A 26,318-nucleotide genomic window follows, 5' to 3' on the forward strand; every position below is an offset into this window, starting at 1 on the left:
ATGACGGCGTGTTAAATCGGACATAACGTAACAGTTCGGCTCTAATATCCTCATGAGCCTCCTGCGTGAGAACGCCGTTCTCGCCCTCTTCTTCTGCCTGGGTCTGGGCTACCTGGTCGGAAAACTACGCGTCGGACCGATCCAACTGGGCGGCATCTGCGGCGTCCTGATCGTCTCGATGCTGGTCGGAGCCCAGCACGTCTCGGTGAACGCCGACGTCAAGAACGTGGCGTTCGCGCTGTTCATCTTCTCGCTCGGCTACATCGCCGGCCCGCAGTTCTTCGCCAACATGAACGCCAAGGGCCTGCGCTTCGGCGTGCTCTCCGTCATGGAGGCGGTCGTCGTCGTGCTGATGGCGCTCGGCATCGCCAAGGGCTTCGACCTCGACGTCGGCACCGCCGCCGGCATCCTGGCCGGCGCCGCCACCGAGTCCGCCGCCGTCGGCACCGCGCAGGACGCGATCGCCAAGCTCCCCGGCATCACCGCCGACCAGACCACCCAGTTGCAGGCGCACGTCGCCACCGCCTACTCGGTCTGCTACCTGTTCGGCCTGATCAGCATCGTCCTGCTGACCAGCCAGCTGTTCCCGCTGCTGATGCGGATCAACCTGGCCGACGCCTCCCGCAAGGTCTGGGAGAAGATGCGCGGCGAGGGCGGCGAACTGGAGCCCGGCGAGGCCCCCTCGCTGCCCGCCCTGGTCGGCCGCACCTACCTGGTCTCGCAGGGCGAGGGCACCCGGATCAGCGAGGTCCAGGAACGCTCCGGCCAGCTCGTCACCGTCGAGGCGGTCAGCCGCGGCGGCAAGAAGCTCGGCACCGACGACGACCCGGTGCTGCGCCGCGGCGACCAGGTGCTGGTGGTCGGCCGGCGCGCCGCCGTGCTCGACGCCGGGCACGAACTCGGCCCCGAGACCAGCGGCGTCCCCGGCCTGGACAGCCCGATGGCGGTCCGCGAGATCGTCGTCACCAACAAGGCGGTCGCCGGCCACACCCTCAACGCCATCCGCGACGAGGACCACAGCGTCACCGGCGGCGTGTTCCTCACCGACATCCAGCGCGTCGACCACCACCTGCCCGCCGTCGGCGAGACCGAGGTCCACCGCGGCGACACCCTCACCGTGGTCGGCGCCCGCTCCCGGGTCGAGAAGTTCGCCGCCAAGGTCGGCGCCACCGTCCGCTCGGACACCGTCGACTACATCTACATCTCGCTCGGCATCTGCCTCGGCGTCCTGCTCGGCAAGGTCAACGTCCACTTCGGCGAGATCAACCTGACCCTCGGCACCGGCGGCGGCTGCCTGATCGCCGGCCTGGTCTTCGGCTGGTTCCGCTCGCTGCGCCCGACCTTCGGCGCCTACCCGCCGGTCGCCGCGCAGACCATGAAGGACCTCGGCCTGGCCATGTTCATCGCCGTCACCGGCATGGCGGCCGGCCCCGACGCCGGGCCGCTGCTCAAGCAGTACCCGGTCCTGCTGCCGGTCTCCGGCATCCTGATGGTGGTCGTCCCGGCCTTCCTCGGCCTGTTCATCGGCCGCCGCTTCCTCAAGATCGAGCCGCCGATCCTGGTCGGCGCGATCGCCGGACAGCAGTGCTCCACCCCCGCGATCACCGCCGTCGGCAACGTCGCGCAGAGCAGCGTCCCGATGCTCGGCTACACCATCACCTACACCATCTCGAACTTCCTGCTGCCGCTGACCGGACCGCTGCTCGTCGGTCTGGTCGGCCTGAACGGAGGCTGACGGCCGATGGACTGGATCACCGCCCACGTCTTCAAGCCCTACCCCGAACTGCTGATCTTCCTGACCATCGCGATCGGCTTCTTCATCGGCCGCCTGCACTGGAAGGCCATCGGCCTCGGCGCCGTCACCGGCTGCCTGATCGCCGGCCTGTTCACCGGCTGGGTGACCGAGGTCGAGGTCAACGGCACCGTCAAGTCGGTGTTCTTCATCATGTTCCTGTTCGCCCTCGGCTACAAGGTCGGGCCGCAGTTCTTCCGCGGCCTCAAGAAGGACGGGCTGCCCCAGGTCGCGGTCACCGTCGCGGTCTGCGTCAGCGGCCTGGTCATCTGCTGGGGCTTCGCCGAGATGCTCGGCTACGGGCCGGGGCTCGGCGCCGGACTGCTCGGCGGCGCGCTCACCCAGTCCGCCGTCATCGGCGTCGCCCAGGACGCGATCGGCGGCCTGCCCGGCCTCAGCGCCGACCAGATCACCGCCCAGCAGAACCTCGTCCCGATCGGGTACGCCGTCACCTACCCGCTCGGCACCATCCTGTGCGCGATCCTGCTGGCCAACATCGCCCCGCGCTTCCTGCACAGCGACCTGGCCGCCGACTCCCGCGAACTCGCCGCCGAACTCGACGCCCCCGCCGACGACCCCGACCTCGCCGAGGGCTACTACGAGGTCGTGCTGCGCGCCTACACCGCCCTCAACGGCCCGATCGGCTCCACCATCGAACAGTTCGAACAGCGCGAGAAGGCCGCCGGTCGCCGGATCTACCTCACCCGGGTCCGCCGCGACGGCAAGATCCTCGACCACGACCAGCAGACCGTCATCCAGCGCGGCGACGTGCTCGCCGTCAGCGCGCTCCGCCACGACCTGGTCGAACTCGACCCGGTCAGCGCCATCGGCCCGGAGAGCGACGACATCGAACTGCTCGGCTACCAGACCGAGCACCTGCACGTCGTCGCCTCCGAGAAGGCCCAACTCGGCAAGACCATCGCCGAGTTGCGCCGCGAACCGTTCATGGTCGGGGTGTTCATCGACAAGGTCTACCGCTCCGGCGCCGAGTTCCCCTACCTGCTCACCACCCAGGTCGAACGCGGCGACACCCTGCTGCTCTCCGGCCCGCAGCGACTGGTCGAACCGGCCGGCAAGGCGATCGGCAAGCCCGTGCCGACCAGCTTCGCCACCGACATGACCTGGGTCGGCCTCGGCATCTTCCTCGGCGGCTGCATCGGCATCCCCGCGCTCACCCTCGGCGGCGTCCCGATCAGCCTCTCCACCTCCGGCGGCGCGCTCATCATGGGCCTGGTCTTCGGCTGGATCCGCGGCAAGTACCCGACCTACGGCAACGTGCCGCCCGGCGCCCAGTGGTTCATGGACACCCTCGGCCTGTGCGCGTTCGTCGCCATCGTCGGCATCAACGCCGGACCGAGCTTCACCAGCGGCCTCTCCCAAGCCGGCTGGGGTCTGCTGGTGTGGGGCGCCGTCGCCACCGTCGTCCCGCTGATCATCGGCCTGCTGATCGGCCACTTCGTGTTCCGGATGCGGCCGCCGATCCTGATGGGCGTGGTCGCCGGCGCGCAGACCACCACCGCCGCGATCGGCGCCATCAACGAAGCCTCCCGCAGCCAGATCCCCACCCTCGGCTACACCATCCCGTACGCCGCGGGCAACGTCCTGCTGACCATCTGGGGCGCGATCATCGTCGCCCTGCTCGGATGACCTCCCGCCGTTCCCCGTCGAAGGAAGACGCACCATGAGCAAGCCGTCGATCAGCCGCGAGGAGATCAAGCGCCTCTCCCGGCTCAGCCCGTTCGAGCTCAAGGGCGAGTTCATCAAGCTCGCCGAGCAGTACCAGGCCGACCAGCCCGGGCAGAAGGGCAAGACCACCGCCCACATGCTCAACGCCGGCCGCGGCAACCCCAACTGGGTGTGCACCGGCCCGCGCGAGGCGATGCTCGCCCTCGGCCACTTCGCGCTCAGCGAGTCCCGCCGGGTCTGGACCGCCGACAACCTCGGCGGCATGCCCGAACAGGACGGCATCTCCGGACGCTACGACCACTTCGCCCGCTCCCACCCCGAACTGCCCGGCATCGACCTGCTCACCGCCTGCGTCAGCCTCGCCGTCGACCGCTTCGACCTCGACCGCGACGCCTTCCTGCACGAGCTCGCGGACGCCTCGATCGGCGACAACTACCCCGTCCCCGACCGGATGCTGACCGGCGCCGAACAGATCGTCACCGGCTACCTGCACGACGAACTGATGGACCGCCGGCCCCCCGAGGGCGACCTCGACCTGTTCGCCACCGAAGGCGGCACCGCCGCCATGTGCTACATCTTCGACTCCCTGATGAAGAACGGCATCCTGCACAAGGGCGACAAGATCGCCCTGATGGTGCCGGTCTTCACCCCCTACATCGAGATCCCCGAACTCGACACCTACGAGTTCGACGTCGTCACCGTCGAAGCCTCCTCCTTCGCCGAGGCCGGCGTCCGCGAATGGCGCTACCCCACCGAGGAGGTCGCCAAGCTCGCCGACCCCGCCGTCAAACTCGTCTGCCTGGTCAACCCCAGCAACCCGCCCTCCCTCGCGCTCTCCCAGCGGGTCACCGACCAGATCAAGTCCATCGTCGCCACCGACAACCCGAACCTGATCATCGTCACCGACGACGTCTACGGCACCTTCGTCAACCACTTCCGCAGCATCGCCGCCGACCTGCCCCGCAACACCCTGCTCGTCTACTCCTACTCCAAGCACTACGGCTGCACCGGCCACCGCCTCGGCGTCATCGGCCTCCAGCGCGACAACGTCATCGACGACGCCCTCGCCGCCCTCCCGCAGGCCGACAAGGACCGGCTCGCCAAGCGCTACGGCAGCCTCAGCCTCGACCCCGGCAGCATCCGCTTCATCGACCGGCTGGTCGCCGACTCCCGCCAGGTCGCCCTCAACCACACCGCCGGCCTCTCCCTCCCGCAGCAGGCCCAGCTCACCCTGTTCTCGCTCTTCGCGCTGCTCCCCGAGGGCAAGGCGTACAAGGCCAAGGTGCAGGCCATCGTCCAGCAGCGCCTCGCCCTGCTGCTCGAAGGCTCCGGCATGAAGATCTCCGACGACCCGCAGCGGGCCGGCTACTACATCGAACTCGACCTGCTCGCCGAAGCCGAACGCACCTCCGGCCCCGAGTTCGCCGCCTTCCTGCAGAAGAACTACGAACCCACCGAGCCGCTCTTCCGGCTCGCCGAGCAGACCGGCGTCGTCCTGCTCAACGGCGGCGGCTTCGACGGCCCGCAGTGGTCCGTCCGGGTCTCGCTCGCCAACCTCGACGACCTCGACTACCTCAAGATCGGCCACCACCTGAAGGCCATCTTCGACGACTACCGCGCCGAATGGCAGGCCGCCGGCGGCAAGTGACCCGCCGTCGGGTACGCCGCCGCCCGTCCGCTGCCCGCCCGGAGCGCTCGCTCTCCGGGCGGGCAGCGGCGCGTCCGGGGCGGCCGGTCAGCGGAGCAGGAGGGCCGGGCGGGGGACGAACCAGCGGGCGAAGGCCAGGTGCAGGACGACCAGCGGGAGCGGGAGGGGGCCGAACACCGGCAGCAGCGGAAGTAGCGGCAGCACCAGGGCCACGCCCACCCAGTGGGCCAGGTGGGGGGAGAAGCGCAGCGGGGCGGCCGCGGCGAGGAGGACCGGGAAGACGGCGCAGAACGCGGGCAGTGCGAGGCCGCGGTAGAAGGAGTCGGCCAGGCCGTGCGCGGTCAGGCCGGCGAGCAGGGCCACCAGGACGAGGTAGCACAGCCCGATGGCCACCAGGTAGCGGGCGGCCAGCCGGCCGTACCAGCGGACGGCGCCCTCCGCCCTCGCCACGGTCGGACCCGGAAACGCCCGGTGGACGGACACCGTGCTCATCGCACACCCCCAGTCAGGGCACCGGGCGGGCCCGGGTGCCCCGGGCGGCCGGTCGCTCCCGGTGCCGTACCCAGCACGCTACTCCTCCTCGACACCGGCGTGCGGGGCGGGTCGGACCAGGCCGTGGTCGAAGGCGAAGACCACCGCGTGGACCCGGTTGCGGACGCCCAACTTGTCCAGCACGCGCCGGACATGGGTCTTCACGGTGGCCTCGCCCAGATACAGGGCGGCGGCGATCTCCGGGTTCGACCGGCCCCGGCCCAGCAGCCGCAGCACCTGGTGCTCGCGCGGCGTCAGCCGGTCGAGCACGGCCCGGACGGCCGGGGACGGCGGCGGCGGCGCCGCCCGGGCGAACTCGGCGAGCACCCGGCGGGTCACCGACGGCGAGAGCAGCGCCTCACCGGACGCCACCGTGCGGATGCCGTCCAGGAGTTGCTCCGGCGGGGTGCGCTTCAACAGGAACCCCGCCGCGCCCGCCCGGACCGCCGCGAAGACGTACGCGTCCGACTCGAAGGTGCTGAGCACCAGGACGCGCGACCCCGGGCAGCGGACGGACAGCTCGGCGGTGGCGGCCACCCCGTCCAGGACCGGCATCCGGACGTCCATCAGGACCACGTCCGGCCGCAACTCCGTTGCCAGGCGCACCGCCTGCGCGCCGTCGGCGGCCTCGCCGACCACCCGCAGATCCGGCTGGGTGTCGAGCATCATCCGCAGGCCGGCCCGCATCAAGTCCTCGTCGTCCGCGAGAAGAACGGTCACGGCCAAGGGAGTTCGACCTCCAGACGCCAGCCGTCCGGCCCCGGTCCGGTAGTTGGGCCGGTAGTCGGGCCGGCGGTTTGGTCGGCGGTTTGGTCGGCGGTCGGGCCGGCGGTCAGGGTGCCGCCCAGCGCGGCCGCCCGCCGGCGGAGCGAGGCCAGGCCGCGGCCGGAGGAGGAGCGCGAAGTCGCTGGCGCGGGGCGGCCGTTGTCGGTGACGGTGAGACGCAGCCCGTGCCGGGTGCGGCGGAGGCGGACGGTGGTGGCGGTGGCCGTCGAGTGCCGCAAGGTGTTCGTCAGCGCCTCCCGGGCCGCCTGGTGGAACAGCTCGACCCAGGAGACCGTCAAGTCAGCTGCGGGGTAGGAGAGTTCGAGGGTCGCGGAGAGCCGCGGCGGCAGGTCGGCGAGCAGCGCCCGCAGGGCGGGCTCCAGTCGCGGGGGCGGCGGGGACGATTCCAGCAGGCCCAGCACCCGGTCCAGGTCGCCCATCGCGCCGCGGCCGACCCGCTCGATCCGCGCCAGCGTCTCGCGCAGCGGCGGCGGACCGTCCGCCGCACCCAGCCGCGCCGCGCCCGCATGGGTCACCATCACCGTCACCGCGTGCCCCACCGCGTCGTGCAACTCCCTTGCCATCCGCGCCCGTTCCTCGTCCAGCAGGCGCCGCGCCCGCTCCTCCGCCGCCGCCCGGCGGGCCCGCGCCCGCCGCCGCGCCGCCACACCCACCGCCACCGCGACGGCGTGCAGAGCGCAGGCGAGCGGGAAACCGGGACGGCCGGCGAGCGCGAGCAGGACGGCCGGCACCGGCAGGGCGGCGAGCACGGCGGCGGCGGCCGGCGGCCGGACGCGGAACAGCACCACCAGCGGCAGCGCCGACGCCAGCGACAGGTTCGTCACCGGCTCGCCCGCCACCACCACCGCGACCGTCGCCCCCGCACCCGCCCACAGCGCCGCCACCGGCACCAGCCGCCGCAGCAGCAGTGCCCCGAACCACACCGCCACCGCCACCCGGGACACCGCCGAACCCGCCAGCAGCGACGCCGTGTAGCCCGAACCGCCCACCGCGATCCCGGCCGACGCCCACGCCACCACCCCGTCCAGCGCGACCCACCAGCCCCGCGCCACCCGCCCGTCCGCCCGCCACCAGTTCACCGCGCCCACGCTACGGCGCGGCGCCACCGGGGCGCGTCAGCCCGGGAGTTGACACCGGGTCCACCCCCAGGGGGAGCGGGGCGAGCGGGCGGAGGGACGACCGGCGGGGGCCCGGCGGGCCACCGTGGGCGGCATGAAGAGCATGAAGAGCATGGAGCGCATGGAGAGCGGGCAGCGGGCGAAGAGCACGCGGAGGACGCTGATCGCGGTGGGGCTGGTGCCGGTCGGGCTGATCGGCGGGACGGTCGGGGCCGGGCTCGGGCTGCTGGCGGCCGGGGCGCTCGCGCCCGTCCGGTGGCTGATGCTCGGCGGTGCGCTGCTGGGCCTCGCCGCCGGGGCCTGGTGGCCGCTCCGGGGCGCGGCCCGGCTCGGCGGGTGGCCGGCCCGGACCCCGGCCGCGGTCGCCGCGCTGCTCGCGGCCGCGCTCGCCGCCGCCGTGCTGCCGCCCGGCGAGCGGGCCGCCCCCGCGACTGCCGCCGCGTACTGGGACCTGCCCACCGGCTCCCGCCTCGCCTACCACCTCACCCCCGCCCGCGGACCCGCCCGCGACACCCCCGTCATCCGCCTGCACGGCGGCCCCGGCACCCCCGGCGAAGCCGCGGACGGACTCGACACCGCGCTCGCCGCCGCCGGCTACCCCGTCTACGCCTACGACCAGTTGGGCTCCGGCGACTCCCCGCGCCCGGCCGGCCTGGACGGCTACACCGTGCAGCGGCAGATCGACGACCTGGAGGCGGTCCGGCAGCGGATCGGCGCCGAGCGGGTCGTCCTGATCGGCGCCTCCTGGGGCGGCACCCTCGCCGCCGAGTACCTCGCCGCGCACCCCGGTCACGTCGCCCGCGCCGTCTTCACCTCGCCCGGCGCGCTCTGGGCCCCCGCGTACAGCGACGAACAGGCCGGGCAGCTCTGGGACCGCCTCACCGACGCCCAGCGCCGCCAGGTCGCCCGGATCGGCACCACGCCCCGCGCCACCCTCTGGGCCCTGCTCGCCGCCGTCGACCCCGCCCAGGCCCGCGCCCTGCTCCCCGACGCCGAAGCCGACGCGCTGTTCCGCCAGTTGCTCGCCGCCACCGGCTCCGCCGCGACCTGCACCCCCGGCGGCGGCGACGTGCCCGTCAAGACCCCCGGCTACTACGCGAACCAGCTGATCGCCGCCGACCTGCGCCACCGCCCCGACCCCCGGCCGGCGCTGCGCACCGCGCGCGTCCCGGCGCTGGTGCTGCGCGGCGAGTGCGACTACAAGCACTGGCCGGTCACCCGCGAGTACCGCGACACCCTGCCGGACGCCCGCCTGCTCTACGTCCCCGGCGCCGGCCACGCGATCGCCGTCGACCGCCCGGCCGAGTACCGGGCGGCGGTGCTGGCCTTCCTCACCGACGCGCCGCTGCCCCGGGCGCCGTACGCGGGGGAGGCGGATCCGGCCGGGAGCCGGTGAGGGGCGGCCGTCCCTGGTTGTTGCGACGGGGGCGGGCGGCGCATGCTGGAGGGGAGCGGCCGGGGCGACCCGGGACCGAGGAGCGTGCCATGGAGATCAGGGCGGCGAACGGGGTGCTGGCGGGGGTCGACGGGTCGGTGCCCGCGGCCGAGGCGGCGGAGTGGGCCGCGCGGGAGGCGGAGTCGCGGGGGACGGGGCTGCACCTGGTGCACGCCGTCAACACCGGGACGGTGACGCTCTCGCCGCGCACCGGCGCCGGCGTCACCGACCTGATCCTGCGGGAGGCCGCGGAGCTGCTGGAGAACGTCCAGTCGAAGCTGGCGGCCGCCCACCCGGGCCTGCGGATCACCGGCGACGTCGTCCCGCGCGACGCCGGGGAGGCCGTGCTGACCGCCGCCGAGCACGCCTCGCTCGCCGTCCTCGGCACCCGCGGCCACGGCGGCTTCGCCTCGCTGCTGCTCGGCTCGGTCAGCCTGCGGGTCGCCGCGCACGCGGACTGCCCGGTGGTGGTGGTCCGGGCGCCCGGCCGCCCGGGCGGGCCGGTGCTGGTCGCCGTCCACGACGAACGGGACGCCGCCGCGCTGCGGTTCGGCTGCGAGATCGCCGCCCGCCGGGGCCTGCCGGTGCGGGCCGTGCACACCTGGTCGCCGGTGGTGGCCGACGTCGGGCGGATGGCGCCGATGGTCGACGAACTGGGAGAGGAGTCGGAGCTGCACGAGCAACTGCTGCGCCGCACCTGCGACCCGGTGCGCGAGGACTACCCGGAGGTCGAGGTGGAGAGCCACCAGCTGACCGGGGGCGCCGCCGCGACCCTGGTCGAGGAGTCCCGCACCGCCACCCTGCTGGTGGCCTCCCGGCACGAGCCCGCACCGCGCTTCGGCCTGCGGCTGTCGACGCCCGTGCACGCCGTCCTGCACCACGCGCACTGCCCGGTGGCCGTCGTCCCGGTGTGAGCGTCAGACGGGTGTGAGCGTCAGGCGGGCGGGAGCGTCAGGCGGGCGGGAGCAGCGGGCCGGCCAGGCGGCGGAAGGTGGTGTCGGCGAGGTCGGCCGCGGCGGTCGGGGGCGTGTCGGCGGCCGCCCAGGACTCGACGGCGACGCGCATCGCGGTGTTCGCGGCGGCGGCCAGCAGCCGGGCCTCCAAGCCCTCGGCGGCCAGCCCGGTGAGCCCGGCCAGGACGGGGCGCAGCGCGGCCTCGGCGTCGTGGTGGACGCGGTGCCAGACGTCGCGCAGCGCCGGGTCGTCCGGCATGGCGCGGAGCAGGCCGCGGGTCCAGGCCAGCGACTCGGCGGCGCGGCCCGGGGCGGGGGTGAGGGAGGCGCGGGCGGAGTCCAGCAGGGCGGTGAGCGGCGGGGTGCCGGGGGCGGTCGCGGCGAGTAGCTCGATCCACTGGCGGGAGCCCTCGGCGAGCAGCGGGGCGACCGCGTCCTCCTTGGTCCGGAAGTAGCGGTAGAAGGTGCGCAGCGAGACGCCGGAGGTGCGGGCGATGTCCTCGGCGGTGGTGCCCTCGGCGCCGTGCTCGGCGAACAGGCGGGCCGCGGCGAGCGAGATCTCCTGCTGGGTGGCGGCCTTGCGGCGCTCGGTCAGCGACGGCGACTGCGGGGACGTGGGGGTGGGCGAGGGTGCGGACGGGTCGGGCATGGCGGTTCCCCCGGGATGCGGTGTGCGCGTGTGCGCGCGTGTGCGGCCGGTGTCGGCGGTCTCCAGCCTAGCCGGGAAGCGTCACGGAGTGCGGAAGTGGCACAACGTGCCAGCTAGGCGTACCGTGCACATCGAGGGGCCGGACCGACCCGCCCGACCCCCGCCCGCACCACAGGGAGACCCCCGTCATGAAGCGTTTCGAAGGCCGCCGCGTCCTGATCACCGGCGCCGGCTCCGGCATCGGCCAGGCCACCGTCCACCGGATCCTGGCCGAGGGCGGCATCGTGGTCGCCGTCGACGTGTCCGAGGCCGGCCTCGCCGCCACCCACCAGCGGGCCGAGGCCGACGGCACCGCCGACCAGCTGAGCACCGTGGTCGTCGACATCTCCGACGAGGCGTCCGTCCGGGCCGGCGTCGGCGGCGCGATCACCGGCCTCGGCGGCCTGGACGTGCTGGTCAACGCGGCCGGCATCCTGCGCTCGGCGCACACCGAGCAGACCACGCTGGAGTTCTGGAACCGGATGCTGGCGGTCAACCTGACCGGCACCTTCCTGGTCACCCGCGAGGCGCTGCCCGCGCTGCTCGCCACCGGCCGCGGCGTGGTGGTCAACTTCTCCTCCACCTCCGCCTCCTTCGCCCACCCCTACATGGCCGCGTACGCCGCGACCAAGGGCGGCATCCAGTCCTTCACGCACGCCATCGCCGCCGAGTACGCCAAGCAGGGCCTGCGCGCCGTCAGCGTCGCGCCCGGCTCGATCGCCTCCGGCATGACCGCCGACCCCGGGCTGCCCGCGGACGCCGACATGTCGTGGTTCGTCAAGCTCCAGCCCGCCCTCGGGCAGGGCTTCGCGGGCCCGGAGACGGTCGCCGGCGTGATCGCCATGCTGGCCTCCGACGACGGCGCGTTCGTCACCGGCACCGAGATCCGGATCGACGGCGGCACCCACGCCTGACCCGGCGGCCGGGCGTCTTCCGGGGCCTTCCTGCGCTTTCCGGTGGTTCGGGAACCGCAGGGCCGGGTCGGGACGTCACCCCGGCGGCAGGCATACTGCTTGCCGCGCGTGCCCGAGGCACGTCGTACGTCCCGCCCGGCCGTCGGCCGCCGATCTCCGATCGCGTGCGCGCCGGGAACGGGGCGGGGCCGAGAACGGAAGACACGGGGACCACGGGGCATGGGGCTCACCAGCACGACACTGCTGCTGTTCACGATCGAGGTCGCGCTGGTCGTCCTCGGCGCGACCGTCTGGTGGTGGCCCGCCTTCGCCGAACGGCACTGGCGGGCGGTGCTCGGACGGGTCGGCATGCTGCTCGGCAGCCAGTTCGCGCTGCTCGCCGTGCTCGGCCTGGTCGCGAACAACTACTTCTCGTTCTACAGCAGTTGGAACGACCTACTGGGCACCGGCCCGGACGCCCCGGTCTCCGTCCGGGCCGCCGCCGCTCCCGGGGCGCAGCCCGCGCCGACCGGCTCGGCCGCGTCGTCCGCCGCCTCCGCCGCGCCGACCGCTTCCGCTTCCGCTTCCGCCTCCGCCGAGGCCGACCCGCCGAACCTGCCGGTGCTGCCCGCCGAGGAGACCGGCAGCGAACCCGTCAACGCCAGCGGGCGCGACCCGCAGAAGGTCGGCGCGATCCGCGCCGTCCGGATCCCCGGCGCCCGCACCGGGCTGAGCACCGACGGGTACGTCTACCTGCCGCCGCAGTACTTCCAACCCGGCAACGAGCAGCGGAAGTTCCCCGCGGTGATCGCGATGACCGGTTTCCCCGGCGACGCCAAGGCGCTGATCACCCGCTTCAACTACCCCGGCGTCGCGCTGGACGAGCTCCGGGCCGGCCGGATGCAGCCCACCGTGCTGGTGCTGATGCGGCCCTCGCCCGCGATGCCCGCCGACCCCGAGTGCGAGGACGTCCCCGGCGGCCCGCAGGCCGAGACGTACTTCGCCAAGGACGTCCCGCGCGCGATCGGCGCCGCCTACCGGGTCGCCACCGGCCCCGGCGCCTGGGGCGTGATGGGCAACTCCACCGGCGGCTACTGCGCCGCGAAGCTCGCCATGCGGCACCCCGACGTGTTCGCGGGCGGCGTCTCCATCTCCGGCTACCTCAAGGCCGCCGAGGACGTCACCACCGGCGACCTGTTCAAGGGCAGCCAGCGCCGCCGCGACGAGGCCGACCTGCTCTGGCGGGTGCGCAACCTGCCGATGCCCGCCACCGGGATCATGCTCAGCGGCGCGGAGAAGGGCGACGGCGACTTCCGCGCCGAGGCCGACGCGTTCACCGCCGCCGCGAAAGCTCCGCTGACCACCGGCATCGCGTCCGTCCCCGAGGGCGGCCACAACTACACGACCTGGATCAAGCTGCTGCCGTCCGGGTTCCAGTTCCTGTCGGCGCGGCTGAAGGTCTGAGGGCCCGTGGTGGGGGCCGGTCGGGGAGCGGGGAGGGGGCGGTCTCGGGGCGGTCGGGTCAGGCCGGGGTGAGGGTGCCGGTGTGCAGCTCGCCGACCCGGCCGGTCTCGCCCTCCCATGTCCAGAACACCTTCACCGTCAGGGCGTTGAGGTCCATCACGTGGCTGACGGTGATGCCGCTGCGCTCCGTCCAGGAGACGAACCAGACGTTCGGGGCGACGGCCGCGACGTGCAGCGGGACGTCCTCGTACTGGCCGGCCGACTCGCCGAGGCCCTCCCAGCGCAGCCGAGTGCCGTCCGCGGAGTAGGAGTTGCGGAAGGAGGCGCCGTTGTCGACCTCGAAGAGGTAGGTGCGGCCGGCGAAGCCCGGCAGGGGGGCGTTCATGGGGTGGTCCTCGGTCCTCGGTGCGGTCGGGTCGGTCGGTGGTGGTGCGGGGCGTTGCGGGGTGATGCGGTCAGGCGGGTGCGGCCGGGGTGGCCGCACCCGCCCAACCTATCGGACCGGGGCCCGGGCCGGGTGGCGGGTCAGCAGGCGAAGTCCACGCGGCGGAAGGTCGCGTAGTGGTCCGCCGTGTAGTAGTCCTCGTGGTAGACCTTGCCGGTCACGATCCGCCGGGCGCCGCGGGTCGAACTGCCCGGGGTGATGACGGTGTACTCGTGGTAGTAGCCGGAGGACTGCGCGGGCAGCACGCCCTCGCGGTTCTGGAACACGATGCCGTCCTGCGAGTACGGGAACGGCCCGCCCGCGTCGATCAGGCGGATGGTGTCGCGGCCCTGGCTGGGCAGCGCCGAGTAGCAGACGTTCCCGCTGACGGCGGCGTGCGCCTCGCCGACGGTGGCGACGGTGGGGGCGAGGGTCAGCAGGCCGAGGGCGGCGACCGAGCCGGCACGGATCTTCAACGCGCGTAGAGTCATTCGCATGGCAGCAGTGTGATGCCGCGCCGGGCCCGCGGTAACCCTTGGCGGGAACACTTCACGTATGGGTAACTGCCGCACCATCCCGACGACTTGTGCCGTACCGCCACCAGCGGCGTCCCGGCGGTGTGGTCCTGACACATGCCGCGCGCGACGCCGTCCGGCCGCGCCCGAGGGCACGTCGTCCGTCAGCGCTTGACGAGCCGGTCGAGGACGGCGGCGACGGCGGACTTGACCGCGTCGCGGTGGCGCACGCCCCGGTCGGCGAGGACGTGGAGCAGCCGCAGGGTGCGCAGGCAGTTGCCGACCCGCGCGGGGACGGGAGCCCTGACGCGGTCGGCCCCGAACCGGTCGGCGATCGGGCCGAGCCGGCCGACGGCCTCGCGTTCGTCCAGGTCGGCGCGACCGCGTGGAGCCGGCCGAGCTCCGGGTCTTGGCCGCGCAGGTCCCGCTCCGCCGGGCACCAGCGCTCGAACGCGTCCACCCAGCCGGACCTGAGGTCCCCCGCGGTCACCAGCATGTCGAGGACGAGGGGGCGCGAAGGCGCGGGCCTCGCTCCGCAGGTGGGCGAACCGGGCGGCCATCTCGTCACCCGGCTCAGCCGCCGGGCCGCCCCGATCGTGCCGCGGGCGATCCAGGCCGTCGTGACGGTGGGCGGCGCACCGTCCTGCACCAGCGGATCGGGATCCGTCAGCGCGTCGGACAGCTCCCGGACGAGGTCGTCCGCGAGCCGGCCGGCGGGTACGGCGCAGGCGGCTTCCTCCGCGCCGTTCCAGTCGATCACGGGGGCAGGGCGGGACGGTGCCGTTGCCGCGCGCCCGCCGCCGCCTCTCCTCCCGCCCCCGCCGCCTCTCCCGCCGCCGCCTCGCCACGGGCCGACCCGGCTCGTGAGCGCAGGCCCGTACCCGGTGCGCGGGCGAGCCGTACCCGGCCCGGCGGCAGTCACGGAGCGTGGTGTGAGAGTGCTCTCAGCGGGCCGTCGACCCTTGGAGACAAAGCGACAATCTGCCTAGCCTGCGAGTGCGTCCCGAACCGGGCGCACCCGCCGCCGGGACGCCTGATCCCGCCCGCCCGACGGCGTTCCCACAGCACACCACGGGCGGGAGCGGGGGACCCACGGCAGTACGCCGCGCCACCCTCCTGCCCCCGCCCCTGCCCGGCGGCGGGCACCGGCCCGGCTCGGGGTGAAGCCGCACCGCCCGTACCGCGTTCCACCGGTACGGGCCGGAGCGGCCGGGCGCACGCGGAGGTACCGGACGGCAGGCCCGTCCCGGGAACCACGGCGCCCGAACCCGACAGCTCACCTCGCAGGCGTCGCGGAGGACCACACCCCATGCGACCCACCACTCTTGCCGCCCCCTCCCGCCCGCTGCGCCTCGGCGTCCTCGCGGGCGCCGCCGCACTGGTCGGCGTCCCGCTCGCCACCGTCCCGGCGCAGGCCGCCACCACGACCGGCACCGGCACCGGCACCGTCGTCCAGGACCGGCTCACCCCCGCCGGGATGACCGCCGGCAGCGCGAGCACCGCCTCGGTCACCCTGCACGCGAACCGCTGCTTCACCGCGAAGACCGTCGGCGTCGGCGTCCGCGACGCGGCCGGGACCAACCTGGACTTCCCCGGCAGCGCGAGCAACGTCCGGATCTGCCCCGGCGGCACCACCGTCACCACCGGCGCCCGTGCCCTCCCGGCCGGCAGCTACACCCAGTTCGGCTTCTGGCAGGACACCGCGGGCGGCTGGCACAACCTCCCCACCCGGACGCTGACCGTCGCGGACCCCGCCGCCGGCACCCCGACGACCCCGACCACCCCGGCCGGCCCCGCCCAGGGCAAGACGCCGGTCTGGGCGGAGGAGTTCTCCGGACCGATCGCCTGGGGCAGCAAGTGGACCGGCGACCGCAGCAGCGCCTACCGCTACGGCGACCACAACCCCGACGACAACAAGCTGGACTGGCTCGCCCCGTCCGCCGTCACCGTCTCCGGCGGCGTCGCCACCTTCACCGCCACCCCCTCCGCACACACCCTGGAGAGCGGAAAGCGGGCCTGGGACACCGGCCTGCTCACCACGGAGTACAGCAAGGACGGCTTCCAGGTCCGCACCGGCGACTACATCGAGGCCCGGGTGAAGCTCCCGGCCGGCGACGGCGCCTGGCCCGCGCTGTGGACCTGGAAGGACGGCAACAACGAGATCGACAGCTTCGAGTACCACCCCGACAACCCGAACCTGCTGGAACTCTCCAACCGGATCCGCCCCGGCCTGAAGTACCACACCGACACCGCCGCGATCGCCCCCGACCGCTGGGTCACCGTCGGCACCTACTACGGCGCGGACTCGGTCGACTGGTACGTCAACGGCGCCAAGGTCTACTCGGACGGGACGGGCGTCGGCGCGAACTGGTCCGCCTACCCCATCCTCAACCTGTCGCTCAGCGCCGGGCAGTACCACCCGGCGGCGAGCGGGAGCGCGGCGCTCGCGTTCAGCGCGGACTACCTGCGGGTTTACCGGTGACGTGACATCGATGACGCGACATTGGTGACGCCACATCGATGACACCGCATCGGTGACGCGGCATGCGTGAGGAGGCATCGATGCTGCGGCATCGGTGACGAGTCATGAATGTCGAGTCATGGATGTCACCTCATGCGTGTCGCGACACCAATGACAAGTCATTTGATGCCACGGCATGGATGACGTGTCACCAATGTCGCGGCATCAATGTCGCGGCATCGATAAAGCGTCATCGATGACGCGACATTGATGACACGTCACGAAACGGTAAGCGTGAACGGCGTCAGGTTGTTCGCCGGATTGTGGTCGTCCGCGCTCACCACCCGCACCTGCCCCACGGTCTTCAGGCCGTGGGGCAGCTCCGCGTCCGCCCGCACCGGCACCAGGGCCGTCGCGGAGCGCAGCGAGGGGAGGCCGGCGGGGAAGGTGCAGCTGACGGTCCGTCCGGTGACGGTGCAGGCGGACGGGAAGTAGGGGCCGGTCGGGGTGAAGCCCGGGGGGAGGTCGATCACCACGGTGAAGGGCGAGGCGGCGGTCTGCGGGCCGCCGTTGCCGACGAAGCCGTGCACCGTGGTGGTGCCGCCGGGGGCCACCGGGTCGGGGTCGAGGCGGACCACGCGGAGGTCCGAGTTCGAGGGGGCGGCGGCCGCGCCCGGCGCGGCCAGGGTGCCGAGGGTGCCCAGGGCGAGGGCGGGGGCGGCGAGCAGGGAGAGGAGACGGTGCACGGGTGTCCTCCGGCGGAGCGTGGGGTGATGGGTACTCAGCGTAGTCACGGTGCCCGGCGGCGGTGTCGGACCACGCCGCTACCGTGCGGCGCATGACCTCCGCGCTTCCGCTGCTCGACACCGTCCGCACGCACGAGGGCGTCGCCCGCTTCCTGTCCTGGCCCGGCGACTTCGAGCCGGACGAGGCCGAGCACGCCGAGCCCGTCCACCTCGCCTCCGGCACCCGGCTGGAGCCCTTCGCCGGGGACGGCGCGGGCGGGACGTACTTCTTCTGCGGCGAAGGCGTCGAGGAACGCCCCGTGCTGTACGCCGACTCCGAGGGCGGCGCCGCGCTGCTCGCCGTCGGGCTGCCGGAACTGCTGCGGCTGCGGCTGCTGCTGGCGGCGCCGTGGTGGCGGGACTGCCAGGAGTTCACCGAGGCGGAGAGCGACCTCCTCGCCGAGGAGTACCTGGCGGACCTGCCCGACCTCGCGGCCGACCGCGAAGCCGCCGCCCGGGCCCTCGGGCTCGACCTGCCGACCGCCGCCGGGGCGCTGGCCCGCCTGCGCGAGACGGCCACCGTCACCGGCCGCGACTACCGGCTGGTCTTCACGCCCGAGGGCACCGAGTACGAGCGGCTGTTCGGCTGAGCGGAGGTCAGCGGGCCTCGAAGTGCTCGCGGACCAGCCCGATCAGCCAGTCCAGCAGCGATCGGGCCGCTCCGGCGGCGGCGCCGCGCGCCACCTGCCCGCCGAGCGGGTGGTCGGTGCGCTTCATGGCGCGGGCAGTGCGGGTGGTGCGGGCAGTGCGGGTGGGGCGGTGCTTGCGGGACATCGGGTCCTCCCCTGACGGGTCGCGGTGGTGACGGGGTCGGCCGGCCGGCGTGGGCACCACGATCCTTGGGCGGGGCGGTGGTTGGCGGATTCGCGGACGGACCCGGAGGGGCCCGGAAGCGGCCCGTGTCGCCGCAGGTGGGCGCTAGGGTGGGAGGCCGGTCGGCGGACGGTGGCGGACACCGGCGGCCGTCGGCGGACGGGCGGGGCGGAGGGGCATCAGGTGGGGCGGGGACGCGGGCAGGGCGCGGCGGCGCAGGCGGAGATCCGCGAGTTCGCCCGGGAGTTGGCGGAGTTGCGGGCCGACGCCGGGGACCCGAGCGGCCCGCAGCTGTGCAAGGCGGCCGGGGGAGGGCTGAGCACCAGCGGCGTCAGCGAGTTGCTGGGCGGAAAGCGGGGCGCGTACGGGATCCCGCGCTGGGAGACCGTCCGGGCGTTCGTCGAGGGCTGCCGCAGGCACGCCGAGGCCGTGGGCATCGGGCTGGACGGCGAGCGCGGCGGGACCGCGTACTGGCGGCGGCGCCACGGTGAACTCGTCAAGGAGCTCGACCGGTTGGAGCAGGAAGGCCCGGTGCTCTCCGCGTTCGACCCGCTGCCCGCCGTCCCGCGCGGGTTCACCGGGCGCGAGGCCGACCTCGGCGGGCTGCTGGCCCTGCTCGACCCGGCCGCAGGCGAGGAGCAGGCCGTGCTGGTGGCGTCCGTGCACGGCATGGGCGGCATGGGCAAGACCACGCTGGGCCTGGCCGTCGGTCACGAGGCCGTGCGGCGGGGGCTGTTCAGCGGCGTGCTCTTCCTCGACCTGCACGGCTACGACGACAGCGTCCTCGACGCCGGCCAGGTCCTGGACACCGTGCTGCGCGCCCTCGGTGCCGCGCCCGAGCAGATCCCGCCCGGCACCGACCAGCGCGCCGCCCTCTACCGGGCCCGCCTCGACGCCCGCACCCGGGCCGGCGAACGGGTCCTGGTGCTGGCCGACAACGCGTCCGCCGCCGAGCAGGTCCAGCACCTGGTGCCCCCGCCGGGGCCGCACCGGTTGCTGGTCACCTCCCGGGACGACTTCGCCGCCGCGCTGGACGCCTCCCTGGTCGACCTCGACGTCCTCACGCCGGCCCAGGCCGTCCAACTCCTGGACGCCGCCGTGCGGTTGGTCCTGCCGAAGGACGCCCGGGTGGCCGCCGACCCGGCGGGCGCGGCCCGGGTCGCCGCGCTGTGCGGGCACCTGCCGCTGGCGCTGCGGATCGCGGCCGGGCAGCTGGCGGGCGACCGGGGTCTGCAACCGGACCAACTCGCCGACGAACTGGAGGACACGGCGGACCGGCTCGACCTGCTGGAGGACGGCCCACGGGCGGTGCGCGGCGTGCTGGAGCGCTCCTACCGGCGGCTCGCGCCCACCCACGCCGAGATGTTCCGGCTGCTGGCGGTCAACCCGGGCCCGGACCTGGCGCTGGAGGCCGCCGCCGCCGCGACCGGCATGGCCAAGCTCAAGGACGTCCGGCTGCGCCTGGTCGCGCTCTCCCGGGCCAGCCTGATCCGGCAGGACCCGGAGACCCGCCGCTGGCGGATGCACGACCTGGTGCGCGCCTACGCCGACGAACTGGCGCGGGAGGACCCCAGGCGCTCGGCGGTGGCGCTGCGCCGACTGCTGGAGTACTACGACCGGATCGCCGCAACCCGTGGCGGGCACCAGTTCGACAGGTACTACGTCGGCTACGGCCAGTCGGCCATGGACCTGGCCGCCCTGGACGCGGAGCGCGCCAACCTCACCGCGGCCGTCCACGCCGCCCGTGAGGCGGGGCACCACGATCTTGTCATGTCTTTGGCCGACAACATCGCGGAGTACCTGGACGTGCGCCGACGCCTCGAGGACGGCCTGGCCGTGGTGAAAGCCTCCCTGGCTTCGGCGGAGGAGGTCGGGGATCCGCGGATGAAGGCTCTGGGGCTGATCCAGTTCGGCTACTTGATGCAGGAGCTGGGGCATCTGGAGGAGTCCGAGTCGGTCCAGCGCAGTGCCGTGGCGCTGTGCCATGAGTGCGGGTTCTCGAGGACCGAAGCCGCCGCGTGGGACTTCCTGGGAATGACGTTGAGTGGGCAGGGCCGATTGGAGGAGGCCGAGCTGGCGCAGCGCACTTCCCTGGCGCTGTACCGGAAGGAGGGGTTGGAGGTGAGCGAGAGCAACCTGGGGCTCATCCTCCAGGAGTTGGGGCGGTTCGAGGAGGCCGAACAGGCTCACCGCGCCGCGTTGCTGGTGCTGCAGAAATCGGGCTGGCAGGCGGGTGAGGCCATCGCCTGGCACAACCTCGGTACCACGATGAGGAGTTCCGGGGACCTGGAGCAGGCGGTGAAGGCCGCCCGGCAGGCCATCGCCCTGTTCCGCGAACTGGACTACCAGTACAACCTGGGCTGGGCCGCCGACGAGCTCGCCGACACCCTGCTCGCCGCCGGACACCCCGCCGCCGAGGTCCGGGCCGTCCGGGAGGAGGCGGCCGCCGCGCACCGCAGGACCGGGGACGAGGCGAAGGCCCTCGCCGCGCTGGCCAAGCCGGACGGGCCGTCCTGACCGTGGCGGCGGGTAGGGTGGGGCGGATGGGAACCGAGGTGTGGACGGCTGAACTGCCGGATGAGGTGCGGGCGTTCCTCGACGATGCCGGGGTGCTGTGGGAGCGGGCGAACGACGGCGCGGTGCGGCGGCTCGGGCGGTACGTGGGGGAGTTGGCGGACGCGCTGGAGGAGAACCTGGCGGAGGGGCTGCGGGCGCTGACCGCGTTGGGGGCGCACTACCGGGGGCCGGTGTACGAGGCGTTGGCGGGGGAGTACCGGGAGGCGGCGGAGGGGCGGATGGCCCGGATGGTGGCGGCGGCGCGGGAGTGCGCGGCGCGGCTGGGGGTGGCGGCGGACGTGGTCGCGACCATGCAGAACGAGGTGGTCGGGGAGCTGGCGGCGCTGGTGGCGGACGCGAGTCGGCCGGTGGAGTGGCGAGTCGGCGAGGCGGAGCGGCTGATCGACTACCTGCAGGGGCAGTTGGAGCACTACGCGCTGGACCAGATCGGCGAGGTCGCCACGGACCAGTTGGAGGCGATCGTCCAGGGGGCGTCGGCCGGGCCCGAACGACCGCGCTCCGCCGAGCTGTTCGCGGCGCTGGAGCGGGGGGAGGACATCGGTCCGGAGCACGGGTTCGACCCGGTGGAGGTGGAGCGCTGCGCGGTGGCGCTGGAGCGGCAGCAGGACCGGCTGCAGTCGGCGGCGGAGCGGTTCAGGGCCTGCCTGTCGGCGATCGACTTCGAGGCGCCGGCCGGGCCCGACGACGCGCTGCTGCACGGCTTCCTGCTCGACCGGGCCACCGCCGAGGCGGTGTTCGGCGCCGACGGGACGGTCACCCTGGACGAGCGGACGGCGGCCGCGGTCGCGCACCGGCCGAGCCGGGTGTTCCTGCGCGAGGTCGGGCTGCCGGAGGACGCCGCGTTCCTGGCCCTGGAGCCCGAGATCCGGTGGGGCGGGTCGCTGATCGGCGACGAGTACTGGGTGTCGCGCGCCGCGCCGCTGGACGCGACGGCCTGGCTGCCGCTCGGGCGGTTCGGCGAGGACAGCTTCCACCTGGACACCGTCACCGGCCGGGTCCACAACGTCCCGGACGGCGAGGCGCCGCAGCTGGCCGCGACCCGGATCGACGCGTTCGTCCTCGCGCTGCACGCGCTGGAGGCGGAGCGGCCGTTCTACGAGCCGGGCCTCCGCTACGACGACCACCTCGACCCGGCGGGGGTCGCCCGGCGCTTCACGGCGCTGCTGCGGCGGATCGACCCGGAGGCGGTCGCCGACCCGGACGCGTACTGGCACCGGGTCCTCGGGCACGTGTACAACAGCTAGCCACCGCAGGTGAGTTGACGCTCCGTCAGAGCACTTCGCCGAGGCGGGCGGCGATCGCCTGCATGCGCGGGACGAGTCCGGCCGCGCCCGACTGGGCCTCGAGGGCCTGGATGCGGGCCTCGGGGCCGGAGACGGAGAGCGCGGTGGGGGTGGGGGCACCGGGGACGGCGACGGCGATGCAGCGGACGCCGATCTCCTGCTCCTGGTCGTCGACGACGTAGCCGAGGTCGCGGGCGGTGGCGAGCTGGGCGAGCAGCGCGGCGGGCTCGACCACGGTGTGCGGGGTGTGCGCCTGGAGCGGGCCGGGGCCGAGCAGGGCGCGGGCCTCGTCCTCGGGGAGCTGGGCGAGCAGCGCCTTGCCGACGCCGGTGCAGTGGGTCTGGACGCGGCGGCCGACCTCGGTGAACATGCGCATGGAGCGGCGGGACTGCACCTGTCCGACGTAGACCACCTCGCCGCCCTCCAGGACGGCCAGGTTGGCGGTCTCGCCGGTGGCCTCCATGAGTTCGGCGAGGTACGGGCGGGCCCAGGAGCCGAGGAGGCGGCCGGCGGTCTCGCCGAGGCGGATCAGGCGCGGGCCGAGGGTGTAGCGGCGGGCGGTGTCCTGCCGGACGTAGCCCTGGGCGACCAGGGTGCGGACCAGCCGGTGGATGGTCGGCATCGGCAGGCCGGAGGTGGCGGACAGTTCGCTGAGGGTGGCGATGCCGCCGGAGTCGGCGAGCGCTTCGAGGAGTTGGAAGGCGCGCTCGACGGACTGCACCGAGCCGGTGGCGCGTTCGGGGGAGGTGCCGGCCATGAGCGTTCCCTTCGCTGTCGGGTGGGGAGTAGAGTCCGCACGATCAATCAACAAACCGTTGAAATTCTGTATCGCGGAAACTAGTCTCCACTGTACAGAACGCAACAGCCCAAGGAGAGTCCTGCCCATGGCCGCCGCAGATCAGGGTTCGTCCCCCACCGTCCCCGGTGTCACGGTCGTCGGTCCGCCGGTACCGCGTTCCGAGGAGGTGCTGACCGCGGCGGCGCTCGCGTTCGTCGCCGACCTGCACCGCACGTTCGACGGCCGCCGCCGCGAGCTGCTGGCCGCCCGCCGCGAGCGCCGCGCCGAGATCGCCCGCACCGGGACGCTGGACTTCCTGCCGCACACCGCCGACGTCCGCTCCGGCGACTGGCAGGTCGCCCCCGCCCCGCGCGCGCTCACCGACCGCCGGGTCGAGATCACCGGCCCCACCGACCGCAAGATGGTCGTCAACGCGCTCAACTCCGGCGCGAAGGTCTGGCTCGCCGACTTCGAGGACGCCACCGCCCCCACCTGGGAGAACGTCGTCTCCGGCCAGGTCAACCTGACCGACGCCTTCGAGGGCCGGATCGACTTCACCAGCGCCCAGGGCAAGACGTACACCCTCAAGCCCGCCGCCGAGCTCGCCACCGTCGTGGTCCGCCCGCGCGGCTGGCACCTCGACGAGCGGCACCTGATCGTCGACGGCGCCCCCGTGGCCGGCGCGTTCGTCGACTTCGGCCTGTACTTCTTCCACAACGCGGCCCGGCTCATCGCCAAGGGCGAGCAGGACCCCAACTCCGGCCCGTACTTCTACCTCCCGAAGACCGAGAGCCACCTGGAGGCCCGGCTCTGGAACGAGGTCTTCACCCACGCCCAGGCCGCCCTCGGCATCCCGCACGGCACGATCCGCGCCACCGTGCTGATCGAGACCATCACCGCCGCCTTCGAGATGGACGAGATCCTCTACGAACTGCGCGACCACGCCGCCGGGTTGAACGCCGGCCGGTGGGACTACCTGTTCTCCCTGGTGAAGAACTTCCGGGACGGCGGCGAGCGGTACGTGCTGCCCGACCGCAACACCGTCACCATGGCCTCCCCGTTCATGGCCGCCTACACCCGGCTGCTGGTGCGGACCTGCCACCGGCGCGGCGCGCACGCCATCGGCGGCATGGCCGCGTTCATCCCCTCCCGCAAGGACCCCGAGGTCAACGCCGCCGCGCTGGTCAAGGTCCGGGCCGACAAGGAACGGGAGGCCGGCGGCGGCTTCGACGGCTCCTGGGTCGCCCACCCCGACCTGGTGCCGGTCGCCCGCGCCTGCTTCGACGCCGTCCTCGGCGAGCGCCCGCACCAGAAGGAGAACCCCGGCTCGCCCGAACCGGTCACCCCCGCCCACCTCCTCGACGTGGCCGGCGCCGGCGGCAGCTGCACCCGCGCCGGACTGCACAACGCCGTCCAGGTCGGCATCCGCTACATCGAGGCCTGGCTGCGCGGACTCGGCGCCGTCGCCATCTTCCACATGATGGAGGACGCCGCCACCGCCGAGATCTCCCGCTCGCAGATCTGGCAGTGGATCCACAACGGCGTGCTGCTCGCCGACACCGGCGAGAAGGCCACCGCCGAACTCGTCCGCCGCCTGGTCGCCGAGGAACTCGCCCAGCTGGAAGCCGAGTCGGGCCCGCAGGCGTACGCCGCCGGACGTTGGACCGAGGCCGCCGCGCTGTTCGAGCAGGTCGCCCTCGCCGAGGACTTCCCCGACTTCCTCACCCTCCCCGCGCTCGCCCTGATCGACTGACCGAGCGCCCCCGCACCGTCTCGCACCTCCCCCGTACCCCGCCCCGTACCGCCGCACCCTCACATCGGCCGCGGTACGGGGCGGCCCAACGAAAGGAGCACCATGGCACGCGTCTTCTTCAACGGCCAGGCGATGACCGGCGGCCCGTTCCACGCCAAGGTCCACGGCCACCTGGTCGGCCCGGCCGGCACCGCCCCCGGCTACCGCTTCTTCTCCATCCGCGACGAATGCCCCGCGCTGCTCGCCGACCCGACCGCCGGCACCGCCATCGAGGGCGAACTGTACGACCTCCCGCTGGAACACCTGCGGGACGCCGTCCTCCCCGGCGAACCCCTCGAACTGGAGCTGGGCGTCATCGAGTTGGCCGACGGCACCCCCGCGCTGTCGATGGTGCTCGCCCGCGGCCAGCTCGAACGCGGCGTGCACCGCGAGATCACCGAACACGGCGGCTGGCGCGCCTACCTGGCCACCCTCGGCCGCGAAGCCTGACCGGCGGGGCCCGGACGGCGGAAAAGCAGGTGCGGACGGGGTGCCCCCGCAGGCTAGGGTGGTGCACGTCCGGGTGCGCGGGCGGGGGTTACTTCCGGATTCGGCGGTTCCGGGTTCGAGTCCCGGGCGCCCGCGCCCAGCACGGGCGGTAGCTCAAGCAGGTAGAGCGCCGAACTGTCCACCCCCGCCGCCCTCGTCCGCGAACTCGCCGTCCGCGACCCCGAATGGACCCTCGACCTGCTGCGCTGGCTGCGCTACGGCGCCGCGATGCGCACCGCCGCACTGGTCGGCGCCGCCGAGTTCACCCGCGCCCGGCTCGACGCCCGGCTGCCCGGCCACTCCCGGCAGGTCGTCGACGCGGTGCTGCAACGACCCGACGAACCCGGCGAACTCCTCGGCTACTGGACCTCCCGCTACGGCCGCGCCCTGCCCAAACCGCTCAAGCGCGGCATCGCCGACGCCGTCGCCCGGCTCTACGACAGCCGCGCCCTGCTCAAGTACGACACCGCGAGCAAGGGCTACCGCTTCGGCGACGTCCTGGAACTCACCCGCCCTCCTGCCCGCCATCGGGCAGGAGGGGCCCTCCGCCCCGCACCGCGACAAGCCCTGGCAGGGCGAGCTGTTCCGCTACGCGCTCGACCGCCGCCACCGCCCCGACCAGGCCCTCCCGCCCGCCGGGGACACCGTGCTGACCGCCCACCGCGCACTCGCCGCGCTGCCCGTCACCGAACGCCGCGCGCTGGCCGACCGCGGCGAAGTCCGCCGCTCGCGCCAGTTCCCGTTCCGCTACCTCGCCGCGTACCGGCACGCGCCCTCGCCGCGCTGGGGCCGCCCCCTGGAGCAGGCGCTGCGGCACTCGCTGCAGAACGTGCCGGAACTGCCCGGCCGCACCCTCGTGCTGGTCGACCGCTCCGGCTCGATGTTCGACCGGCCCAGCGCGCGGAGCGAACTCAACCGGGCCGACACCGCCGCCGTCTTCGGCACCGCGATCGCCCTGCGGGCCGCCGACGCCGACCTGGTCGAATTCGGCACCACCAACCGGAGGATCGACCTCCGGCGCGGCGACTCGCTGCTCCAGGCGATCGAACGCTTCGGCAACCGCGGCGGCACCGACACGGCGTCGGCCGTCCGCGACCACTACCGCGACCACGACCGGGTGGTGATCGTCACCGACGAGCAGACCCAGGGCGGCTTCGTCCACGACCCGCTCGCACCCGTCCCCGCCGGCATCCCCTGCTACACCTGGAACCTGGCCGGCTACCGCCCCGGCCACGCCCCCTCCGGCACCGGCCACCGCCACACCTTCGGCGGCCTGACCGACGCCGCGTTCCGGCTGATCCCGCTGCTGGAGGCCGGGCAGGACGCCGCGTGGCCGTGGGAGGAGGACCAGCGGAGCGCGAAGAAGCACCCGAAGGCGCGCGGCTGAAGACGGGGCCGCACACCTCC

At 73.9% G+C, this 26,318-nt stretch carries 23 protein-coding genes and 1 pseudogene; 14 read left to right on the plus strand and 10 right to left on the minus strand.

Annotated elements, in window-relative coordinates; genetic code table 11:
* The first annotated feature begins 52 nt into the window (after positions 1-52).
* From aspT (KSE_RS31180) to KSE_RS31190, 3 genes are read left to right on the plus strand one after another with little or no spacing between them, the layout of a single operon-like run.
* A complete protein-coding gene (gene aspT, locus KSE_RS31180; RefSeq protein WP_014139362.1) occupies positions 53-1,735 on the plus strand; it encodes an aspartate-alanine antiporter in 1,683 nt (560 codons plus the stop codon).
* A gap of 6 nt (positions 1,736-1,741) precedes the next feature.
* Positions 1,742-3,439 (plus strand): aspartate-alanine antiporter, encoded by a 1,698-nt coding sequence (gene aspT / locus KSE_RS31185; protein WP_014139363.1) that lies wholly within the window; start codon positions 1,742-1,744, stop codon positions 3,437-3,439.
* Between the two features lie 34 nt (positions 3,440-3,473).
* Entirely contained in the window at positions 3,474-5,126 is a 1,653-nt protein-coding gene (locus KSE_RS31190) for a bifunctional aspartate transaminase/aspartate 4-decarboxylase (protein WP_014139364.1), read from the plus strand.
* A gap of 87 nt (positions 5,127-5,213) precedes the next feature.
* On the opposite strand, the gene KSE_RS31195 is transcribed toward KSE_RS31190, so the two are convergent.
* The 3 genes from KSE_RS31195 to KSE_RS31205 all read right to left on the minus strand — a co-directional run bounded on the left by KSE_RS31195 (position 5,214) and on the right by KSE_RS31205 (position 7,522).
* Entirely contained in the window at positions 5,214-5,576 is a 363-nt protein-coding gene (locus tag KSE_RS31195) for a hypothetical protein (protein ID WP_041293911.1), read from the minus strand.
* 120 nt (positions 5,577-5,696) lie between these two features.
* Positions 5,697-6,383, minus strand: a complete 687-nt coding sequence (locus tag KSE_RS31200; RefSeq protein ID WP_014139366.1) for a response regulator — start codon at positions 6,381-6,383, stop codon at positions 5,697-5,699.
* Entirely contained in the window at positions 6,374-7,522 is a 1,149-nt protein-coding gene (locus tag KSE_RS31205; protein ID WP_148283182.1) for a sensor histidine kinase, read from the minus strand. The genes KSE_RS31200 and KSE_RS31205 overlap by 10 nt, the downstream gene beginning before the upstream one ends.
* 133 nt (positions 7,523-7,655) lie before the next feature.
* Here KSE_RS31205 and KSE_RS31210 point away from each other — a divergent pair, with 133 nt between their 5' ends.
* Both KSE_RS31210 and KSE_RS31215 read left to right on the plus strand, forming a co-directional pair.
* On the plus strand, positions 7,656-8,957 hold the full coding sequence (locus KSE_RS31210; RefSeq protein WP_148283183.1) for an alpha/beta fold hydrolase: 1,302 nt from the start codon (positions 7,656-7,658) through the stop codon (positions 8,955-8,957).
* Between the two features lie 89 nt (positions 8,958-9,046).
* The gene (locus KSE_RS31215; RefSeq protein ID WP_014139369.1) at positions 9,047-9,910 is read left to right on the plus strand and encodes a universal stress protein; all 864 of its coding nucleotides are present in this window, start codon (positions 9,047-9,049) and stop codon (positions 9,908-9,910) included.
* Between the two features lie 37 nt (positions 9,911-9,947).
* Here KSE_RS31215 and KSE_RS31220 read toward each other — a convergent pair whose 3' ends face one another.
* Positions 9,948-10,598 (minus strand): TetR/AcrR family transcriptional regulator, encoded by a 651-nt coding sequence (locus KSE_RS31220; protein ID WP_014139370.1) that lies wholly within the window; start codon positions 10,596-10,598, stop codon positions 9,948-9,950.
* Positions 10,599-10,786: 188 nt separating this feature from the next.
* On the opposite strand from KSE_RS31220, the gene KSE_RS31225 reads away from it, so the two are divergent.
* Positions 10,787-11,551: an SDR family NAD(P)-dependent oxidoreductase gene (locus tag KSE_RS31225; RefSeq protein ID WP_014139371.1), complete on the plus strand. Its 765-nt coding sequence runs from the start codon at positions 10,787-10,789 to the stop codon at positions 11,549-11,551.
* Between the two features lie 219 nt (positions 11,552-11,770).
* Positions 11,771-12,994, plus strand: a complete 1,224-nt coding sequence (locus tag KSE_RS31230) for an alpha/beta hydrolase (protein ID WP_014139372.1) — start codon at positions 11,771-11,773, stop codon at positions 12,992-12,994.
* Between the two features lie 58 nt (positions 12,995-13,052).
* Here KSE_RS31230 and KSE_RS31235 read toward each other — a convergent pair whose 3' ends face one another.
* The 3 genes from KSE_RS31235 to KSE_RS43060 all read right to left on the minus strand — a co-directional run bounded on the left by KSE_RS31235 (position 13,053) and on the right by KSE_RS43060 (position 14,373).
* Positions 13,053-13,379, minus strand: a complete 327-nt coding sequence (locus KSE_RS31235) for a MoaF-related domain-containing protein (protein WP_014139373.1) — start codon at positions 13,377-13,379, stop codon at positions 13,053-13,055.
* 140 nt (positions 13,380-13,519) lie between these two features.
* Positions 13,520-13,915, minus strand: coding sequence for a ribonuclease domain-containing protein (locus KSE_RS31240; protein WP_033258996.1), 396 nt, complete (start codon positions 13,913-13,915; stop codon positions 13,520-13,522).
* 182 nt (positions 13,916-14,097) lie between these two features.
* The gene (locus KSE_RS43060) at positions 14,098-14,373 is read right to left on the minus strand and encodes a hypothetical protein (protein ID WP_033258997.1); all 276 of its coding nucleotides are present in this window, start codon (positions 14,371-14,373) and stop codon (positions 14,098-14,100) included.
* An 869-nt stretch (positions 14,374-15,242) separates the two neighbouring features.
* On the opposite strand from KSE_RS43060, the gene KSE_RS45140 reads away from it, so the two are divergent.
* Entirely contained in the window at positions 15,243-16,415 is a 1,173-nt protein-coding gene (locus tag KSE_RS45140; protein WP_014139376.1) for a glycoside hydrolase family 16 protein, read from the plus strand.
* A gap of 257 nt (positions 16,416-16,672) precedes the next feature.
* On the opposite strand, the gene KSE_RS31255 is transcribed toward KSE_RS45140, so the two are convergent.
* Positions 16,673-17,140 carry a hypothetical protein gene (locus tag KSE_RS31255; protein WP_014139377.1) on the minus strand — a complete coding sequence of 156 codons (468 nt, stop codon included), beginning with the start codon at positions 17,138-17,140 and terminating at the stop codon, positions 16,673-16,675.
* Positions 17,141-17,232: 92 nt separating this feature from the next.
* Here KSE_RS31255 and KSE_RS31260 point away from each other — a divergent pair, with 92 nt between their 5' ends.
* Positions 17,233-17,769 (plus strand): hypothetical protein, encoded by a 537-nt coding sequence (locus KSE_RS31260; protein ID WP_033259019.1) that lies wholly within the window; start codon positions 17,233-17,235, stop codon positions 17,767-17,769.
* A 7-nt stretch (positions 17,770-17,776) separates the two neighbouring features.
* Here KSE_RS31260 and KSE_RS43065 read toward each other — a convergent pair whose 3' ends face one another.
* Complete coding sequence (locus KSE_RS43065; protein ID WP_157850068.1) at positions 17,777-17,953, minus strand: hypothetical protein; 177 nt, start codon at positions 17,951-17,953, stop codon at positions 17,777-17,779.
* 222 nt (positions 17,954-18,175) lie between these two features.
* Between KSE_RS43065 and KSE_RS31265 the strand changes: the two genes are divergently transcribed.
* Positions 18,176-20,509 (plus strand): tetratricopeptide repeat protein, encoded by a 2,334-nt coding sequence (locus tag KSE_RS31265; protein ID WP_051055448.1) that lies wholly within the window; start codon positions 18,176-18,178, stop codon positions 20,507-20,509.
* A gap of 26 nt (positions 20,510-20,535) precedes the next feature.
* Positions 20,536-21,813, plus strand: a complete 1,278-nt coding sequence (locus KSE_RS38945; protein WP_014139381.1) for an SUKH-4 family immunity protein — start codon at positions 20,536-20,538, stop codon at positions 21,811-21,813.
* A 25-nt stretch (positions 21,814-21,838) separates the two neighbouring features.
* On the opposite strand, the gene KSE_RS31275 is transcribed toward KSE_RS38945, so the two are convergent.
* Positions 21,839-22,609: an IclR family transcriptional regulator gene (locus tag KSE_RS31275; RefSeq protein ID WP_014139382.1), complete on the minus strand. Its 771-nt coding sequence runs from the start codon at positions 22,607-22,609 to the stop codon at positions 21,839-21,841.
* Between the two features lie 127 nt (positions 22,610-22,736).
* Here KSE_RS31275 and aceB point away from each other — a divergent pair, with 127 nt between their 5' ends.
* The 3 genes and pseudogenes from aceB to KSE_RS40455 form a co-directional block, all read left to right on the plus strand.
* The gene (gene aceB / locus KSE_RS31280) at positions 22,737-24,383 is read left to right on the plus strand and encodes a malate synthase A (RefSeq protein ID WP_014139383.1); all 1,647 of its coding nucleotides are present in this window, start codon (positions 22,737-22,739) and stop codon (positions 24,381-24,383) included.
* A 102-nt stretch (positions 24,384-24,485) separates the two neighbouring features.
* Complete coding sequence (locus KSE_RS31285; RefSeq protein WP_014139384.1) at positions 24,486-24,872, plus strand: allophanate hydrolase-related protein; 387 nt, start codon at positions 24,486-24,488, stop codon at positions 24,870-24,872.
* A gap of 186 nt (positions 24,873-25,058) precedes the next feature.
* A pseudogene (locus KSE_RS40455) lies at positions 25,059-26,298 on the plus strand (TROVE domain-containing protein); the annotation flags it as partial.
* Between the last annotated feature and the right edge of the window lie 20 nt (positions 26,299-26,318).

The sequence above is a fragment of the Kitasatospora setae KM-6054 genome, assembly GCF_000269985.1.
GTDB lineage: Bacteria > Actinomycetota > Actinomycetes > Streptomycetales > Streptomycetaceae > Kitasatospora > Kitasatospora setae.